This window comes from Xanthomonas sp. NCPPB 2586, assembly GCF_041475775.2.
Classification (GTDB): Bacteria; Pseudomonadota; Gammaproteobacteria; order Xanthomonadales; family Xanthomonadaceae; genus Xanthomonas; species Xanthomonas campestris.
Genome location: NZ_CM192981.1, coordinates 1,605,222 through 1,621,242 on the forward strand (window position 1 = coordinate 1,605,222; position 16,021 = coordinate 1,621,242).

Consider the following 16,021-nt stretch of genomic DNA (forward strand, 5'->3'; position numbering starts at 1 on the left):
TACACGCCGATAGCATGTGCCGCCTCAACAGCGCCACTGCATTGATCAAAGGATCAATGCAGTGGCGTGCGTGCGGCGATTACTGCGGCAACACTTCCAGTGTGGCGACATAGCCGAGGCGGCGCTGCTTGGCCTGTGGCAGCGAGGTTTTGGTGTCTTCGGTGGTGGTTTCCAGCCAGTACATGCCCGGCTCCGGCCAGGTCACGCTGAAGCCGCCCTTGGCGTCGGTCTTGAGCTTGATCTCGTTCTGGGCATCGCGGTAGCGGGTACCGCCACGCACGATTTCGATCTCCAGGCCGGCCGCTGGTTTGCCATCCAGTTGCAGGGTGAACTGCGCGGCTTCACCAGCGACCAGGTCGTTGGGGTGAGTGACCGGAATCAGCTCGATGCCCTTGCCGCTGGGCTTGAACACGGTGGTGGTGGGCGCGCCGCGGGTCACGAAGGTTTCCACGCGATTGAGCGACTGGGAGACCTGCAGTTCCTGCGCGTTCTTCGGCACTTCGGTGGCGAAGCTGGTTTCGTTGCCGCGCCAGCGCTTGGGCTTGCCGTCTTCCTTCCAGCTGGCGAACAGGCCGGCGTTGGTGATGCTGAGCTTGTAGGTGCCGGGCTGGGTGAGCTGCAGATCGAACACGCTGCGGTACTTGCCGGTGGCCGGGTTCTCCGGCTTGAGCGCGCTGCCATCGGGCGCAGTGATGCTCAGGTTGTCCAGCCGCAGCGGCACGTGGTTGAAGTAGAACAGGTCGTTGGACACCGCGGCATCGACGGTGATCCATGGTGCTTCGCCGGCGAGGACGGTTTGCGAAGGCAGCAACCAGGCCTTGTGCGCGAGGGCGGTGACCGGCAGTGCGGCGAGCAGGGCGATCAGGACGAGAGGACGTTTCATGGCAACTCCTTGCAGAAGATGAGGGCGGTGGTCGCGTGTCTGGTCAGCGCACAGCTGCGCCGCGTGGATGCGTGGAAGATCGAATAACGCCGTGCGTGCGGGGGGACTCGTATTGCACTCGGCGCGTGCGAGCGACCGCGCGCAGCGCACGATCAGGGCTTGGCGACCATGCTGACCGTGCCCAGTTCGCTGCTGCCGCTGGCCTTGGCCGTCTGTGCAGCGGTGGCCGGCCAGGTGAAAGGCACCTTGACCAACTCGCGGCCGCCCACTTCACGCGCGGCCTCCACCACCAGCGTGTATTGGCCGGCCGGCAGCGACTTCAGCGCACCCTTGGTATCGGTGAACGACAACGCGTGCGCGCCGGCGGGGCGGGTCGGGCCGGTAACGCCGTCGACCGGCACCTCCAGGGTGCGCCCGCTCTTGCGCCACCACTGGCGCAAGTCCGGCAGCCACTTGGTGCCATGGCCTTCGGCGGTGTCCTTGGACTGGTACCAGACCGCCAGGTTGGCAGCGGCCTTCTGGTCGGCGCCTTCGACCCAGATCGCCACGTACGGGCGGTGGTATTCGGCGACATTGAGCTTGGGGATCTCGACGTTGATATCGAGCGTGGCCGCATACGCCGGCATGGCGAGCAGGCCGCTCAGGGCGATGGTCAAGGTGGCGCGCATGGTCGTCTCCGGAGGCGAGGGTCAGTGGATCAGCAACAGGGCAAGCAACAGCGGAATCAGCAAGCCCAGGCCAACCAACGGCCAGGTCATGCGCCGCTGACGCGCGTGCAGGTGCAGTAAAAACAGGCCGGTGATGCAAAACACCAGGCACGCGATGGCGAACACGTCGATAAACCAGCCCCAGGCTGGCCCGGCGTTGCGGCCCTTATGCAGGTCGTTGAGGTAGGCGATCGCGCCGCGCCCGGTGCGCTCGTATTACACCGCGCCGGTGCTGCGGTCCAGGCTCAGCCAGGCATCGCCACCGGGGCGCGGCAGTGCGAGATAGATTTCCTCCGGCGACCATTCGCCCTCGCGCGTGCCGACGCTGATGTCCAGTTCGCGGCCCAGCCACTGTGCGACGCGTGGCGGCAGTGGCGCATTGCCTTCCTGGCGCGTGCCCAAGGCCTGTAGCAACGCGGTAGGCAGCGTAAGGGTGCGGTGCTCGGTCGAAGGAGTGGCTTCGATGCGCGCGGCGTGATTCAAGGTGAGGCCGGTGACGGTAAACAGCAGCATGCCGATCAGGCACACCGCCGAACTGATCCAGTGCCACTGGTGCAGCATGCGCAGCCAGAAGCCGCGCCGTTGTTGCGCGGCGCCGAGCTGATCGGTGGAGGAGGCGGGCGCCATGTGGGTCAGGCCGCCGCCGTGGTGGCAGCGGGCGGCGCAGGCGACTGCCGCGCACGCACTTCGCTCAGCAATGCGCGCAGGCGGGGCTGTGGAGCGGCGGCCAGCAGCGGGGTGAGTTGGCGCAGGAACCCGGCATGCCCGCCGGCGATGGCGCGGCGCATCCAGGCTTCGGCCTGATCGATGTCGCCGTCGTCGGCCAGCACCGTCGCAAAACCGGCCTGCCCGCGGAAATCGCCGGCCTCGGCGGAGCGGCGATACCAGTCGCGGGCGGCGTGCGGATCTGCAGCGCCGGCCAGGCCTTGCTCCAGATAGCGCGCCACAAAGTTCATCGACTTGGCGTGCCCGTGTTCGGCAGCGCGGCGATACAGCGCCAACGCCTGGGTGTGGTCCTGCGCGACGCCGCGGCCGGAGGCGTACAGGTGGGCCAGGTTGTACATGCCCCAGTCCAGGCCATGCGCGGCGGCGCGGCGAAACCAAAGCGCCGCCAGTTCCAGATTGCAGGGCGTGCCGAAGCCCAGTTCGTGGCAGCGCCCGAGCTGGTTCATCGCTTCCGGATGCCCGGCATTGGCGGCCACTTCGTACCACAGCATTGCCTGGATCGGATCGGCCGCGACGCCGCGCCCTTCTGCGTAGAGTTGTGCCAGCAATAGCTGTGCTGCCACGTCCTGGCGATCGGCCGCCTTGCGCAGCAACGCCACCGCCTGCGCGGGCTGCGTGCGCAGTGCGGCGATCAACTGCGCGGTGTCCAGCGCCGACTCAGACATCGGCCCATTGCCGCAGCAGGTTGTGATACACGCCGGTGAGCTGGATCAGCGAAGGGTGGCCGGGAGTGTCTTGGGTGAGCCGGCGAATCGAGACATCCAGCTCGAACAGCAGGCGGCGCTGTGCATCGTCGCGCAGCATGCTTTGGATCCAGAAGAACGAGGCGACACGCGTGCCACGCGTCACCGGCATCACTTTATGCAAGCTGGTGCCGGGGTAGATCACCAGATGCCCGGCCGGCAATTTCACCGACTGCGTGCCGTAGGTGTCTTCGATCACCAGCTCGCCGCCGTCGTAGCTTTCGGGGTCGCTGAGGAACAGCGTGGCGGAGACGTCGGTGCGCACCGGATCGGCGCCACCGCGGCTGCGGTCGTAACGCACCGCGTTGTCGACGTGGTAGCCGAACGACTGCCCGCCGCTGTAGCGATTGAACAGCGGTGGATAGATCCGGCGCGGCAGCGCGGCGGAAAAGAACGTGCTGCTGCGCGACAGCGCGTCGAGCACCAGCGCACTGGCCTCGCGCGCGATTGGGCTGTCTTCGGGCAACTGCGCGTTGTCCTTGGCCTGCGCGGACTGATGGCCGGCGGTGATGCGGCCATCGGCCCAGTCGGCCGCGTCCAAACGCTCACGCAGCTGGCTCAGCTGGGCGGGCGTCAGGACGTCGGGAATGGGCAACAACATGCAGTGGTCTCCACGCCGTCCGCGGACTGCGGACGGCGCGTTGATGGATCAGAAGCTGAAGGTCGCGTTCAACACCGCCGAGCGACCATCACCCGGCAACGCCCAGCCACTGCCGGCGGTGACGGTACCCGCGGCGTTGACGGTGAGGTTGTTGCGGATGCTGGTGTAGTACTCCTTGTCGAACAGGTTGTTGACGTTCAACTGCAGGCTGAGCCAGTCGTTGACGCGCAGGCCGACCATCGCACGGTGCACCCAGTATGCGTCGGTCTTGCGGTAGACCGCGGTCGAGGTGTTGTTCGGATAGAAGCTGCCCTGGTAATTGACGCCGTACCCGAAGGTCCACTCGTTGAGCTGATAGGTGGTCCAGAGATTGCCGGCGTTGCGCGGGGTCTGCACCAGTTCGCGCCCGGCAATCGGGTCGCCGGTGAGGCTGGCGGTGCGGTTGGAAACGCTCTGCAGCACTTCGCTGTCCAGGAAGGTGTAGTTGGCAAAGACCGACCAGCGCTCGGTCAGGTAGCCGGCCGCGCCCAGTGCAATGCCATCCACGCGTGCCTTGCCGTCGAGCACCTGCTCGGGAATCAGCGGGTCGCCGCTGTTGACCTTGTAGTTTTCGCGCTCGTTGCGGAACACCGCCGCCGTCAGTGCCAGACGCTCGTTCAACACGTCCCACTTGCCGCCGAGTTCGATATTGACCGCGCTTTCCGGCTCCACATTGCAGTTGGCGCCGGCGGTGGCGGTGGCAATCGGCGTGCACGAGCCATTGACCGAGGCCTTGGACGGGGTCTTGCTGTTGGCGTAGGACAGATACAGGCTGGCGTTGTCGACCGGCTTGAACACCAGGCCTGCGCGGTAGGAGAACAGATCCTCCTTGCTGCCTGCCGGGAACCCCGGGGTTACGCCGGTCACGCCGCCGGTGGCATTGACGGTGTAGGTGGTGCTGTCGCCTTCGTTGTGTTCGTAGCGGCCGCCCAGGTTGAGCATCCATTGCTCGTTGAACTGCAGCGTGTCGAACAGGTATACCGCCTGATTGGTCAGGCTGCCCTTGCTGCGTCCGGTGCGGAAATAGTTCTGCGGGCCGGTCCAGATGTTGTACGGGTTGTCGAAGGTCTGCAGCGGGTAGGTGATGCCGGTGGTGGAGCCGTCGGCATTGCGGAAGATGCTGCCGCTATCGAGTTCGAAATCTTCCTTGCTGAAGGCCACGCCGGCGACCACGCGGTGCTCAATGGCGCCGGTGCGCAGGGTGGCGGTCAGGTCGGTCTGGCTGTGGGCGATGAAGTTTTCGGTCTCGCGCACCAGCCCGCGCGGGCCGCTGTTCGGGTTCCAGGTGGACGGCGGCTGGCCGACGCAGGCGCGGCCGGTGTAGGCGTTGGTGTTGTTGGGCAGGCACCAGGTGCCTTCCGGCGCGGTGGCCGTGGTGGTCTGGTCCACGCGCTGCACACGCGCCAGGCTGCGCAGTTTGACGTTGTCGTCAAAGTCCATTTCCAGCACGCCGGTCAGCATGTCCACGTCGATTTCCTGACGCGACACATTGCGATAGCCGTAATAGGTTTCGCGGTCCACGCCCGGCAGCGGGCCATCGTTGAACGGGCTGAGCGCGAACGGCACGCCGTACTGCGGCAGGTTGTTGTCGTGCTGGTGCAGGTAGCTCAGCGTGAAGCGCGTGTCCGAGCCCAGCCCGAACGCCACCGACGGCGCAAAACCCCAGCGATGACGGAATTCCTCATCGCGCCCCGGCACGTCCTGGGTGTGACCCATGGCGTTCAAGCGCACCGCGGTGCCGTTTTCGAAGTCGTAGTTGCTGTCGACGGTGAGGCGGCCGTAACGGTCGCTGCCGCCGCCGATCAGCACGTTGGTGAAGTCGCCCTGGCCGGCGGTCTTGGTCACCAGGTTGATGTTGCCGCCGACCGAGCCGGCGCCGGACATGGCCGAGTTGGCGCCGTTGATCAGCTCCACCGCTTCCAGGTTGAAGGTGTCGCTGCGGCTGTACTGCGCGCTGTCGCGCACGCCGTCGGTGGTGATGTCGCTGCTGGCGGTAAAGCCGCGCAGGTTGATGCTGTCGCCATAGCCGCCGCCGCCTTCGCCCGCGCCAAAGGTGATGCCGGGCAGGGTGCTGAGCACATCACGCAACGACAGCAGGTTCTGCTGGTCCATGGTCTGCTTGGTGACCACGGTGATGGTCTGCGGGGTGTCGCGCAGCGCCTCGGTGTACTTGGGCGAGGACGGCTTCTGCGCACGTTCCTGCTGCACCCGGATGGCATCCAGATCCACTGCGCCCGGAGGTGCCGGCGCGTCGCCAGGCTGGGCGAAGGCAGGAGCGGACAGCGTCAGCAACACGGCCGAAGTGAGCGGGGAAATCCTGGGAGTCATGGGACGTCTCGAAGAGGGAAGCGATGCTTCGGCCTGGCGATGGCTCGGCGGATGCGGGAAGGGAATGCACGCCTGTCAGCCCGATGCCGCCTGCTGCCAGGCCCGGCGTCCGGGCACGCGGCAGCGCTGCGCCGAACGGCACAGTGCGGACGAACACCATGAAGAAGAGGGCATGGACAGGGGCAGGCGCATGGGATCGCAGGAAGGCCAGTTGTTAAGAAGGCCTGAAGGGCTGCGATCTTAAATGCAAATCATTCTTCTTTGCAATCTTTGCCGATGGATGGCATACGGCTGAAAGATTGAGGCCTTGCGGTGCGCTGACAGTGGCGGCTGGGCACTGCGCTCAGCGGTCGTCGCGGGTCCAGATACCGCCGTGTTCCTGCTTCACCGGGAACTTGGGCACTGCGGAATAGGCCGGGGCGCACAGAGGACGCCCATCGCGGATATCGAAGCGCGCGCTGTGCAGCAGGCACTCGATGGTGCCGGCGGCCGCGTCGAAGGTGCCGGGCGAGAGTTCGTAATCTTCGTGGCTGCAGCGGTCTTCCAGCGCGTACAGCGCGCCGTCGAGGTTGAACACCACGATCGGCGCATCGGTCACTTCATCCCACACGGTCTTCAGCTCGCCCGGCAGCAACTCGCCGCTGGCGCAGACAAAGGTCCAGTTGTCGCTCACAACGCGGCCTCGCCGAGCGGCTTCTCCAGCACTTCGAAGCGCAGGTCCTGACGCAACGGCACGCCGAAGCGCTCGTCGCCATAGGGGAAAGGCTTGGACACGCCGGTGCGGCGATACCCGCGGCGTTCGTAGAAGGCGATGAGTTCGTTGCGCACATCGATCACGGTCATGCGCATCAGCGGCAAGGCCCACTCGGTGGCGGCGATACGTTCGGCCTCGGCGAGCACGGTCTTGCCGATACCGCCGCCCTGCAGGGTGGGGCTGACCGAGAACATGCCGAAGTAACCGGCGCCGTCTTCGTCGGCAACATGCGCGCAGGCCACCAGGGCGCCGTCCTGTTCCACCAGTAGCACCAGGCTGCGGTCGCGCAGGATGTCCTGCCGCAACACCGCCGGGTCGATGCGCGCACCGTCCAGGATGTCGGCTTCGGTGGTCCAGCCGACGCGGCTGCTGTCGCCGCGATAGGCGGAGGTGACGAGCGCGACGATGGCATCGATATCGTCGACGGTGGCGGTGCGGAAGGTGGTGGTCTGCATGTGGAACAGTTTATCGGGAATCGGGAATCGGGAATCGGGAAAAGCGTTGCGCCGCTCAATGAGCTACTCCCCCTCTGTCGACCAGCGACAGCATGTGGGAGACCCGCTTGTTCGATTCTCCATTCCCGATTCCCGCAGTCAATCAGCCCAAAAGCTGACGCACCTTCACCAACGCGGCAACAAAACGCTCGATCTCGTCATGCGTGTTGTAGAACGCCAGCGAGGCGCGGCAGGTGGCGGCCACGCCGTAGTACTGCAGCAGCGGGTGTGCGCAGTGCTGGCCGGAGCGGACGGCCACGCCTTCCAGGTCGAGCAGGGTGGCCAGATCGTGCGCATGTGCGCCTTCGATCAGGAACGACACCACCGCCGCCTTGTCCGGCGTGGTGCCGAAGATGCGTAGGCCGTCGATGCGCTGCAGCTCTTCGGTGAAGTGCGCGAGCAGCTCGGTCTCGCGCGCTTCCACGTGCGCCAGGCCGACTGCGTCCAGATAGTCAACCGCCGCGCCCAAGCCGATGAAGCCAGCGATATTCGGCGTGCCGGCTTCGAACTTGTGCGGGCCGTCGTTGAATACGGTGCCTTCGAAGCTCACTTCCTTGATCATCTCGCCGCCGCCCAAAAACGGCGGCATGGCCTGCAGATGTTCGCGGCGCGCCCACAATGCTCCGGTGCCGGTGGGGCCGCACATCTTGTGGCCGGTGATGGCGTAGAAATCGCAGCCGATGCCGGCCACGTCGACGCGGCGGTGCGGTGCGGCTTGCGAGCCGTCCACTACGGTGACGATGCCGCGCTTGCGTGCCTCACGGCAGATCTCGCGCACCGGGTTCACTGTGCCCAGCACGTTGGACACGTGGGTGATCGCCAGCAGCTTGACCTCGGGGGTCATCGCCTTACGCAGTGCATCCAGATCCAGCGCGCCCTCAGGCGTGATCTCGGCCACGCGGATGGTGGCGCCGGTGCGCTGGGCCACCAACTGCCACGGCACGATATTGGCGTGGTGCTCCATGCGCGATACCAGGATCACATCGCTCGGCCCCAGGCGCGGCAGCGCCCAGGAATAGGCCACCAGATTGATCGCGAAGGTGGTGCCGCTGCACAGCACCAGCTCGTCGGCGCGCACGTTGAGAAAACGCGCCAGCTTGCTGCGTGCGCCCTCGAACGCGTCGGTGGCTTCGGTGCCCAGTGCATGCACCGCGCGGCTGACATTGGCGTTCTGCCGGCGATAGAACTCGTCGGTGGCAGCGATCACCTGCAGCGGCTTCTGCCCGGTGTTGGCGTTGTCGAAATAGATCAGCGGCTTGCCGTGCACCTGCCGCATCAGCAGCGGGAAATCGGAGCGTACGCGCTCCCAGTCCGGTGCCGGAGTGGCGGCGACGGAGGCGTTCATGCCACGCCCGCCGAATTCAGGGCGCGGTCCAGCTGCACGGCCAGCAGATCGCGCAATGGCGACGGCAGTGCGCGCAACGGCTCATGGCAGAACGCGGCGCTGAGCAAGCGCTGCGCCTGCTGCTGCGGCAACCCGCGCGAGCGCAGGTAGAACAGCGCGTTGTCGTCGAGCTGACCCACGGTGGCACCGTGCGCGGCCTGCACTTCGTCCGCGTCGATCACCAGCACCGGCTGGGTGTCGATTTCGGCGTTGTCCGAGAGCAACAGGTTCTTGTTCGACAAACGTGCATCGGTGCCATCGGCGCCCTGGCGGATATGGATGCCGCCGTGGAACACCACGCGGCTGCGGTCGGCGCCGACGCCGCGCCAGACCAGCTCGCAGGCGGTGTCGCGGGCGATGTGCTCGATGCCCAGGCGGGTATCCACATGCCGGCGGCCATTGCCCAGCAGCACGCCATTGGCGGTGAGCCGTGCATTGTCGCCTTCCAGCCGCGCATTGAGTTCGTGCCGGGACAGGCCTGCGCCCAGCTCCAGGTCCACACGCTGGTACTGCGCATTGCGCGCCAGCACCGCATCGGTCCGCGCGAACGCGGTGGCGCGTGCGCTATCGGCCTGCACGCGTGCGTGCGAAAGCACGGCGTCCTGGGCCAGATGGACATGCATCACGCTGTTGTCCAGATGCGCTGCATCGCCTACGTGCAGGTGGTGCTCGACCACGCCGAGCGCGGCGTCGGCACGCAATTCGATCAGATGGCGGTGGTGCCAGGCCAGGTCGTGCTCGCCGCCCACGCTAACGAACACCAGCTGCAGCGGCAGCGCCACCTTGACACCTGCGTCCACGCGCACCAGCGCGCCTTCATCGGCCAGCGCGGCATTCAGACGCGCGAAAATTTCATCGCTGCGCTCGAAGCGGCGGCCAAGCAGCTGCTGCGCCGATTCATCGCCAACTAGTGCGGACGACAGCGTCTGCACCTGCACGCCTGCCGGAAGTTCGGACAGATCGCTCAGCGCATCCGACGCACTGCCATTGACGAACACCAGGCGCGGGGTGGGGATCTCATCCAGCACCGCGGCATCGATCAGCGCCGGCACCAACGGTGCAGGCTGGAAGCTGCGGCGTTCCAGCTGGCGCAGCGAGGTGTATTTCCAGGCTTCGGCACGCGGGCCGGGAAGGCCGGTCTGCAAGGCCGCGTCGAGTTCGGCGCGCCGTGCAGCGTTGCCGCTAAACCCGCTGGCAAGGGATTCCAACAAGGCACTCATCAGGCGGCGGCCTCCGGCACCACACGGTCCTTCAGGAAGTGGTAGCCGTGTTTTTCCAGTTCCAGCGCCAGCTCCGGGCCGCCACTCTGCACGATGCGCCCATCGGACAGCACATGCACCACGTCCGGCTTGATGTAGTCGAGCAGGCGCTGGTAATGGGTGATCACCAGGAACGAACGCTCGGTCGAGCGCAGCGCATTGACGCCGTCGGCCACGCTCTTGAGTGCGTCGATATCCAGGCCGGAGTCGGTTTCATCCAGGATCGCCAACTTCGGCTCGAGCACCGCCAGCTGGAAGATCTCGTTGCGCTTCTTTTCGCCGCCGGAGAACCCTTCGTTGACGCCACGGTGCAGCAGCTCGTCCTTCAGATGCAGCACCGCCAGCTTCTGCCGCACCAGCTTGAGGAACTGCATGGAATCCAGCTCTTCTTCGCCACGCGCCTTGCGCTGCGCATTGAGCGCGGCACGCAGGAAGTAGGTGTTGTTTACGCCGGGGATTTCCACCGGGTACTGGAAGGCCAGGAACAGGCCGGCCGCAGCGCGTTCTTCCGGCTGCAGGTCGAGCAGGTCGGCGCCTTCGAACTGCACGCTGCCGGCAGTGACTGCGTAGCCATCGCGACCGGCGAGCACATTGCCCAGGGTCGATTTGCCGGCGCCGTTGGGCCCCATGATGGCGTGCACCTGGCCGGGCTGGATGTCCAGCGACAGGCCCTTGAGGATGTCTTTGCCGGCGATGCTGGCGTGGAGATTTTCGATCTTGAGCATATGCGTATCCAGTGATTGAGCCCCTCTCCCGCCGGGAGAGGGGTTGGGGTGAGGGGCGCCGCAAACAACTTCGAAGGCGTCAGCGACTGATGAACGCGTCGCCACGCGCCATTGAAGTGAACATCCAGGAGCTCTTCGATTATTCACCTGACTGGCGCGTGGCGACGCGTTCGTCATAGCCAATCTTTTCGAGATCCTCCTGGCGCCCCTCATCCGGCGCTGCGCGCCACCTTCTCCCGAGGGGAGAAGGGGAAAGGTGTCAGCCGACGCTGCCTTCTAAGGAAACTTCGAGCAGCTTCTTGGCTTCCACCGCAAATTCCATCGGCAGTTCGCGGAATACCTGCTTGCAGAAACCATCCACGATCAACGACACCGCGTCTTCCTGGCTGATGCCGCGTGCGCGGCAGTAGAACAGCTGGTCGTCGCTGATCTTGGAGGTGGTGGCTTCGTGCTCGACTGTGGCGCCGGGATTCTTCACCTCGATATAAGGGAAGGTGTGGGCGCCGCACTGCTTGCCGATCAACAGCGAATCGCACTGGGTGTAGTTGCGCGCGCCATCGGCGTTGCGGTCCACCTTGACCAGGCCACGGTAGGTGTTCTGGCCGCGGCCGGCGCTGATGCCCTTGCTGACGATCTTGCTCTTGGTCCGCTTGCCGATGTGGATCATCTTGGTGCCGGTATCGGCCTGCTGACGATGGTGGGTGAGAGCTACCGAATGGAACTCGCCCACCGAATCGTCGCCGAGCAGCACACACGACGGATACTTCCAGGTGATCGCCGAACCGGTTTCGACCTGGGTCCAGGTCACCTTGCTGCGGTCGCCACGGCATTCGGCACGCTTGGTGACGAAGTTGTAGATGCCGCCGCGGCCTTCTTCGTCGCCCGGGTACCAGTTCTGCACGGTCGAATACTTGATCTCCGCATCTTCCAGCGTCACCAGTTCCACCACAGCCGCATGCAGCTGGTTTTCGTCGCGCATTGGCGCGGTGCAGCCTTCCAGGTACGACACGTAGGCCTTGTCTTCGCACACGATCAAGGTGCGCTCGAACTGGCCGGTGTGGCCGGCGTTGATGCGGAAGTAGGTGCTCAGTTCCATCGGGCAACGCACGCCCTTGGGAATGAACACGAAGCTGCCATCGGAAAATACGGCCGAGTTCAGCGCGGCAAAATAGTTGTCGCCCACCGGCACCACGCTGCCGAGGTACTGCTTGACGATCTCCGGATGTTCCTTGATCGCCTCGGACATCGAGCAGAAGATCACGCCCTTTTCGGCCAGTTCCTTGCGGAACGTGGTGCCGACCGAGACCGAGTCGAACACTGCATCCACTGCAACACCGGCCAGCCGCGCGCGCTCGTGCAGCGGCACGCCGAGCTTGTCGTAGGTGTCGAGCAGTTCCTTGGGCACGTCATCCAGCGAGGCGTATTTCGGGCCCTTGGGCGCGGAGTAGTAGCTCAACGCCTGGAAATCGATCGGCGCGATCTTCAGCTTGGCCCACTCCGGCATCGGCATTTTCAGCCAGTGACGGTAGGCCTCCAGGCGCCAGTCGGTCATCCATTGCGGCTCTTCTTTCTTGGCCGACAGTGCACGGATGATGTCTTCGTCCAGACCGGGCGGGAGCGAATCGGATTCGATCTCGGTGATGAAACCGGCGTCGTAACGTCGGCCCAACCGTTCGAGGATCTGCGCATTCTGCGGGGGGGCAAGTTCGGTGGCCATCGGCTGCCTACTGGGTCAGGTGGTCGCGACGCGCGCGGCGATGGAACGCCGACGGTTGTCGCCAGGGAGGGAGAGGGGGTGCAGCATCTGCGCCAGGGTCACGCGACGCAGGGCATCGCCCACCACATCGTTGATCAGGCGCCAGTTGGAGCGCACACCGCATTGGTGGGCGATCCCGCATTGACTGTGGTCCTGGCTGCATTCGGTGATGGCCAGCGGCCCTTCCATGGCCTCGACGATCTCCACCAGGGTGATCGCGCTGGCCGCACGTGCAAGCCGGTAGCCGCCGTGCACACCGCGCAATCCTTCCACCAGGCCAGCCTGCGACAGCGGCTTGAGGATCTTGCTCACGGTGGGAGCTTCCAGGCCGGCCTGTTCGGCCAGTTCGCTCGCGCTGAGCACCTGGTCGCTCCGTGCAGCCAGCACCGTCAAGACGACGGTGGCGTAATCGGTCAATTTGGTGACGCGCAACATGCGAGGACGGTGAATCCCTAAAGCGGACCGAAATTGTACTCTTTTGCTCCGCTCAGTCCAACCGCGCGGTTCAGCCGCCGGAAAGGCCAGCCCGTTGCGGTGGCAGGTGCGCTTGTGCTTGGCGCGTGGGCGCGCTGCGGTCACAATGAGCGGCCCCATCACCGGACCCTTTCATGTCGCGCAAAGTTGCCGCCCGCAAGTCACGTATCCATGGCAATGGCGTGTTCGCCGTCGCTGCGCTCAGCAAGGGCGAACGCATCATCCAGTACAAGGGGCGCCTGCGGACGCATGCCGAAGTGGATGCCGACGACACCGGCGATGTGGAAAGCGGGCACACCTTTCTGTTTACGCTGAGCGATGACTACGTGCTCGACGCCAACTACGAAGGCAATATCGCGCGCTGGATCAACCACAGCTGCAATCCCAATTGCGAAGCGGTGATCGAAGAGGCTGAAGGCGAGGACCGCAGCAAGGACAAGGTCTTCATCGAAGCCAAGCGCGCAATCAAGCCGGGCCAGGAGCTGACCTATAACTACGGCATCACCCTGGGCGAGCGGCACACGCCGCGCTTGAAGAAGATCTGGGAATGCCGCTGCGGCTCGAAGAATTGCACCGGCACCATGTTGCAGCCCAAGCGCTGAGCAACGGCGCGCGGCGGTCGGCATGACGCGGCGCGCACATCGGTTCACGGATGCGCAACACGCGCATTCCTAGGGTGCATGCTCCTTTGCAGATTGAGGAGTTCCTCATGACCCATTCGCTCTCCGGCAAGACCGTTGCCGTGCTCGCGACCAGTGGCTTCGAACAATCCGAGCTGCAGGAGCCCAAGCGCTTGCTTGAGTCCTGGGGCGCCACCGTCGAAGTGATCGCGCCCGGCGACGATGCACAGATCCGTGGCTGGAACCACACCGACTGGGGCGACAGCGTGCCCGTGGATACGCCACTTGCGCAGGCCAAGCCCGACCGCTACGACGCGCTCGTGCTGCCGGGCGGTGTGATCAACCCGGACAATCTGCGCACCAACACGCAGGCGATCGATTTCATCCGTAGCGTTGCGGCCAACGGCAAGCCGGTGGCTGCAATTTGCCACGGGCCGTGGTTGCTGGTGGAAAGTGGGCTGGTGCGCGACCGCAAGGTGACGTCGTGGCCGTCGGTCAAGACCGATCTGAGCAACGCGGGCGGCCGCTGGGAGGATGCCGAGGTGGTGGTGGATGGCCAGCTGATCACCAGCCGCAAGCCGGACGATATTCCTGCATTCACCGATGCGGTTGCCAAGGCACTGGCTGCCTGAGGTCACGCAGCAGCTATAAAAGAGAGCCCGGTGCAGCGTTGCGCCGGGCTCTTTTAATTTTACGTTGGCAGATGCGCGGTGTGCTCGCAGCGCCGATCGGTTACTTGCCTGGCATGGCGCCGGCCGGCACCAATTGCTCGATATTCTGGTTGAAGTTCACCGCCAGCCGGCCGTTCTGGATCGCCACCGACTCCACCTGCACATTGCCCATCACGGCCGCAATGGCGGGATCGATCTTGTAGATCGGCTCCTTGCGTGCGTAGTCGGCCAACCACGCGTTGAGCAACTGGCGCGTGCTGCTGTCCAACTTGGCACCGGCGTTGGCGGGGCGGAAATCATCGACCGTTGGCCGGTCGAGATAAAACCCCTGCTTTGCCGTGTCGTAACGCAGCGCGCTGCTCAAGGTGACGTTGCCCACCGGCGCCGGCGCGCCGCCGGCCGTGGCCAATGCAAGGTCGAACGCCATCTTCAAACGGTCGCCAGGTGGCAACGACAGCGCCGGGTTGCTGACCGTCATTTCGATCAACCCACCCAGCGCATCGTGGGTCTGCGGGAAGCGCCCGCCCAGGTACTGCTGCACGTCGGCGGCCTGCACGCTGATTTGCCGCCCCTGGATCTGAGGCGCCGCCCACGCTGCGGACAGTGGCATCGCCAGGGCGAGGGCAAGCAGGGATCCGGCAACTAAACGCAGTTTCATCGGGCAACTCCGGCGGTGGATGGCATCACCTTAGTCAGCGCCGGTGAACCACGGGTTAGCGTGCTGCGGTATGGCGGGATGAGTACGACACTGCGTGCCGCGGTGGTTGGGGTGCTCGCAGCGAATGCGCTTCGGTGTTTACGGGCGTCGACTGCGGATCTCGCGTATCCGCCACCTCTGCCTGCGAACGTGCAATTGCTTGGACGGCGGCTCTAACGCAGCACCGGCTGCAGGGTGGCCGAATAGATTTCCCACGTGTCGCTGCCAACGCGTGGCTGCAGACGGTAAGCACCGACCAGGCGTTCGGTGCCGGTCGTGGTGCGCACGGTCAGCTGCACCGGCACTTCGATCAAGCGCGGCGGGTGCTGTTGGTCCAGCGCGATTGGCGGATCGTTGTTGATGCGCAGGCTGATGATCTGCCCGATGTTGCGCAGCACCGCATCGTCCGACACGGGTGCGGGATGGCCGCCGGTCCACAGGGCATCCGCATCGGCACGTGCAGCACCGGGCAGTGCGCCCAGATAACGATGCACGGTTGCGCTTGCTTGCGCGTAGTTCGCACTTGCAAGCGCCTGCTTGGGATCGGTGGCGGTCGATGCAGCGCCGGGACGCTCGCTGGCCACGGGCGATGCAGCAGTTGTGGCGACAGTCGCCGATGCAGGCGGGCTGTTGGCGGCCTGTGGTTCGGGCGTGCGTTGGCAGCTGCAGCCGGCCAGCAGCAGTAGCGAAAAGACACTGATCAGTTGGCGCATCGCCGCTCCCCGTCACGATCGGCGCAGTGTAGCGGCTGTTGGCGCCGCGCGGATCAGCGCCCGGCAGCGGGATGCACGCGTTGCAGGCGCTCCAGCAATAGCTGCAATTTCGGCCGTAGCGCGTCCAGGGCATTGCTGGGCCGCGCGCGTGGGCGCGCCGCCAGGTCCTCGAGCAATTGCGAACCGACGGTGAGCGCGGCGCACTCGTCACTGCTCAGGTCGCGGCGCAGGTGCAGCTCTTCGAACAGCCGCATCCAGTCCGCGCGCGAGCGCTGTTCGAACTCGATGGTGCAGCGGTCATGGCAGGGGCTGCCGTCGTTTTCGATGGGCGTGACCGTAATGCGATAGCGTTTGCGGGACATGGAAGGTCGCGTCACTGTGGGGCTGGCTCCACCATAGGCGCGCGTGCGCAGGGTCTCGATAGGCCGGGCCATGACGCAGTGTTCC

General features: G+C 65.3%; 17 protein-coding genes and 1 pseudogene. 2 read left to right on the forward strand and 16 right to left on the reverse strand.

Annotation, left to right across the window (positions count from 1 at the left end; translation table 11 throughout):
* Positions 1 to 79: 79 nt before the first annotated feature.
* The 13 genes and pseudogenes from ACCQ09_RS06740 to ACCQ09_RS06800 all read right to left on the reverse strand — a co-directional run bounded on the left by ACCQ09_RS06740 (position 80) and on the right by ACCQ09_RS06800 (position 12,834).
* The gene (locus ACCQ09_RS06740; protein ID WP_012437789.1) at positions 80 to 883 is read right to left on the reverse strand and encodes a DUF4198 domain-containing protein; all 804 of its coding nucleotides are present in this window, start codon (positions 881 to 883) and stop codon (positions 80 to 82) included.
* A 152-nt stretch (positions 884 to 1,035) separates the two neighbouring features.
* On the reverse strand, positions 1,036 to 1,551 hold the full coding sequence (locus tag ACCQ09_RS06745; protein ID WP_040940928.1) for a DUF2271 domain-containing protein: 516 nt from the start codon (positions 1,549 to 1,551) through the stop codon (positions 1,036 to 1,038).
* A gap of 21 nt (positions 1,552 to 1,572) precedes the next feature.
* Positions 1,573 to 2,217: pseudogene (locus ACCQ09_RS06750) on the reverse strand (PepSY-associated TM helix domain-containing protein).
* 5 nt (positions 2,218 to 2,222) lie between these two features.
* Entirely contained in the window at positions 2,223 to 2,981 is a 759-nt protein-coding gene (locus tag ACCQ09_RS06755; RefSeq protein WP_040940929.1) for a tetratricopeptide repeat protein, read from the reverse strand.
* Positions 2,974 to 3,660: a Fe2+-dependent dioxygenase gene (locus ACCQ09_RS06760; RefSeq protein WP_040940930.1), complete on the reverse strand. Its 687-nt coding sequence runs from the start codon at positions 3,658 to 3,660 to the stop codon at positions 2,974 to 2,976. The genes ACCQ09_RS06755 and ACCQ09_RS06760 overlap by 8 nt, the downstream gene beginning before the upstream one ends.
* A 48-nt stretch (positions 3,661 to 3,708) precedes the next feature.
* Positions 3,709 to 6,027: a TonB-dependent receptor gene (locus tag ACCQ09_RS06765; RefSeq protein ID WP_040940931.1), complete on the reverse strand. Its 2,319-nt coding sequence runs from the start codon at positions 6,025 to 6,027 to the stop codon at positions 3,709 to 3,711.
* A 343-nt stretch (positions 6,028 to 6,370) separates the two neighbouring features.
* Positions 6,371 to 6,700, reverse strand: a complete 330-nt coding sequence (locus tag ACCQ09_RS06770) for a non-heme iron oxygenase ferredoxin subunit (RefSeq protein WP_040940932.1) — start codon at positions 6,698 to 6,700, stop codon at positions 6,371 to 6,373.
* Positions 6,697 to 7,236, reverse strand: a complete 540-nt coding sequence (locus ACCQ09_RS06775) for a GNAT family N-acetyltransferase (protein WP_011037898.1) — start codon at positions 7,234 to 7,236, stop codon at positions 6,697 to 6,699. Before ACCQ09_RS06775 ends, ACCQ09_RS06770 begins: the two co-directional genes overlap by 4 nt.
* A gap of 142 nt (positions 7,237 to 7,378) precedes the next feature.
* A complete protein-coding gene (locus ACCQ09_RS06780; RefSeq protein WP_011037897.1) occupies positions 7,379 to 8,620 on the reverse strand; it encodes a cysteine desulfurase in 1,242 nt (413 codons plus the stop codon).
* On the reverse strand, positions 8,617 to 9,879 hold the full coding sequence (gene sufD, locus ACCQ09_RS06785) for a Fe-S cluster assembly protein SufD (protein WP_050912118.1): 1,263 nt from the start codon (positions 9,877 to 9,879) through the stop codon (positions 8,617 to 8,619). The genes ACCQ09_RS06780 and sufD overlap by 4 nt, the downstream gene beginning before the upstream one ends.
* Positions 9,879 to 10,643 (reverse strand): Fe-S cluster assembly ATPase SufC, encoded by a 765-nt coding sequence (gene sufC / locus ACCQ09_RS06790; protein ID WP_040940934.1) that lies wholly within the window; start codon positions 10,641 to 10,643, stop codon positions 9,879 to 9,881. Before sufC ends, sufD begins: the two co-directional genes overlap by 1 nt.
* A 259-nt stretch (positions 10,644 to 10,902) precedes the next feature.
* On the reverse strand, positions 10,903 to 12,360 hold the full coding sequence (sufB, locus tag ACCQ09_RS06795) for a Fe-S cluster assembly protein SufB (protein ID WP_011037894.1): 1,458 nt from the start codon (positions 12,358 to 12,360) through the stop codon (positions 10,903 to 10,905).
* A gap of 15 nt (positions 12,361 to 12,375) precedes the next feature.
* Positions 12,376 to 12,834 carry an SUF system Fe-S cluster assembly regulator gene (locus ACCQ09_RS06800; RefSeq protein WP_011037893.1) on the reverse strand — a complete coding sequence of 153 codons (459 nt, stop codon included), beginning with the start codon at positions 12,832 to 12,834 and terminating at the stop codon, positions 12,376 to 12,378.
* A 173-nt stretch (positions 12,835 to 13,007) separates the two neighbouring features.
* Here ACCQ09_RS06800 and ACCQ09_RS06805 point away from each other — a divergent pair, with 173 nt between their 5' ends.
* Positions 13,008 to 13,475 carry an SET domain-containing protein gene (locus tag ACCQ09_RS06805; RefSeq protein WP_019237451.1) on the forward strand — a complete coding sequence of 156 codons (468 nt, stop codon included), beginning with the start codon at positions 13,008 to 13,010 and terminating at the stop codon, positions 13,473 to 13,475.
* A 107-nt stretch (positions 13,476 to 13,582) separates the two neighbouring features.
* Complete coding sequence (locus ACCQ09_RS06810) at positions 13,583 to 14,125, forward strand: type 1 glutamine amidotransferase domain-containing protein (RefSeq protein ID WP_040942269.1); 543 nt, start codon at positions 13,583 to 13,585, stop codon at positions 14,123 to 14,125.
* Positions 14,126 to 14,225: 100 nt separating this feature from the next.
* Here ACCQ09_RS06810 and ACCQ09_RS06815 read toward each other — a convergent pair whose 3' ends face one another.
* The 3 genes from ACCQ09_RS06815 to ACCQ09_RS06825 all read right to left on the reverse strand — a co-directional run bounded on the left by ACCQ09_RS06815 (position 14,226) and on the right by ACCQ09_RS06825 (position 15,936).
* A complete protein-coding gene (locus ACCQ09_RS06815; RefSeq protein ID WP_228427996.1) occupies positions 14,226 to 14,822 on the reverse strand; it encodes a DUF1439 domain-containing protein in 597 nt (198 codons plus the stop codon).
* A gap of 212 nt (positions 14,823 to 15,034) precedes the next feature.
* Positions 15,035 to 15,574, reverse strand: a complete 540-nt coding sequence (locus ACCQ09_RS06820) for a hypothetical protein (RefSeq protein WP_040940936.1) — start codon at positions 15,572 to 15,574, stop codon at positions 15,035 to 15,037.
* A 53-nt stretch (positions 15,575 to 15,627) separates the two neighbouring features.
* On the reverse strand, positions 15,628 to 15,936 hold the full coding sequence (locus ACCQ09_RS06825) for a DUF3861 domain-containing protein (RefSeq protein ID WP_016944107.1): 309 nt from the start codon (positions 15,934 to 15,936) through the stop codon (positions 15,628 to 15,630).
* Positions 15,937 to 16,021: the final 85 nt, after the last annotated feature.

Coding starts and splice junctions, on each gene's coding strand:
- ACCQ09_RS06740 (WP_012437789.1), bottom strand. CDS start 883: ATGAAACGTCCTCTCGTCCTGATCGCCCTGCTCGCCGCACTGCCGGTC.
- ACCQ09_RS06745 (WP_040940928.1), bottom strand. CDS start 1,551: ATGCGCGCCACCTTGACCATCGCCCTGAGCGGCCTGCTCGCCATGCCG.
- ACCQ09_RS06755 (WP_040940929.1), bottom strand. CDS start 2,981: ATGTCTGAGTCGGCGCTGGACACCGCGCAGTTGATCGCCGCACTGCGC.
- ACCQ09_RS06760 (WP_040940930.1), bottom strand. CDS start 3,660: ATGTTGTTGCCCATTCCCGACGTCCTGACGCCCGCCCAGCTGAGCCAG.
- ACCQ09_RS06765 (WP_040940931.1), bottom strand. CDS start 6,027: ATGACTCCCAGGATTTCCCCGCTCACTTCGGCCGTGTTGCTGACGCTG.
- ACCQ09_RS06775 (WP_011037898.1), bottom strand. CDS start 7,236: ATGCAGACCACCACCTTCCGCACCGCCACCGTCGACGATATCGATGCC.
- ACCQ09_RS06780 (WP_011037897.1), bottom strand. CDS start 8,620: ATGAACGCCTCCGTCGCCGCCACTCCGGCACCGGACTGGGAGCGCGTA.
- sufD (WP_050912118.1), bottom strand. CDS start 9,879: ATGAGTGCCTTGTTGGAATCCCTTGCCAGCGGGTTTAGCGGCAACGCT.
- sufC (WP_040940934.1), bottom strand. CDS start 10,643: ATGCTCAAGATCGAAAATCTCCACGCCAGCATCGCCGGCAAAGACATC.
- sufB (WP_011037894.1), bottom strand. CDS start 12,360: ATGGCCACCGAACTTGCCCCCCCGCAGAATGCGCAGATCCTCGAACGG.
- ACCQ09_RS06800 (WP_011037893.1), bottom strand. CDS start 12,834: ATGTTGCGCGTCACCAAATTGACCGATTACGCCACCGTCGTCTTGACG.
- ACCQ09_RS06805 (WP_019237451.1), top strand. CDS start 13,008: ATGTCGCGCAAAGTTGCCGCCCGCAAGTCACGTATCCATGGCAATGGC.
- ACCQ09_RS06810 (WP_040942269.1), top strand. CDS start 13,583: ATGACCCATTCGCTCTCCGGCAAGACCGTTGCCGTGCTCGCGACCAGT.
- ACCQ09_RS06815 (WP_228427996.1), bottom strand. CDS start 14,822: ATGAAACTGCGTTTAGTTGCCGGATCCCTGCTTGCCCTCGCCCTGGCG.
- ACCQ09_RS06820 (WP_040940936.1), bottom strand. CDS start 15,574: ATGCGCCAACTGATCAGTGTCTTTTCGCTACTGCTGCTGGCCGGCTGC.
- ACCQ09_RS06825 (WP_016944107.1), bottom strand. CDS start 15,936: ATGTCCCGCAAACGCTATCGCATTACGGTCACGCCCATCGAAAACGAC.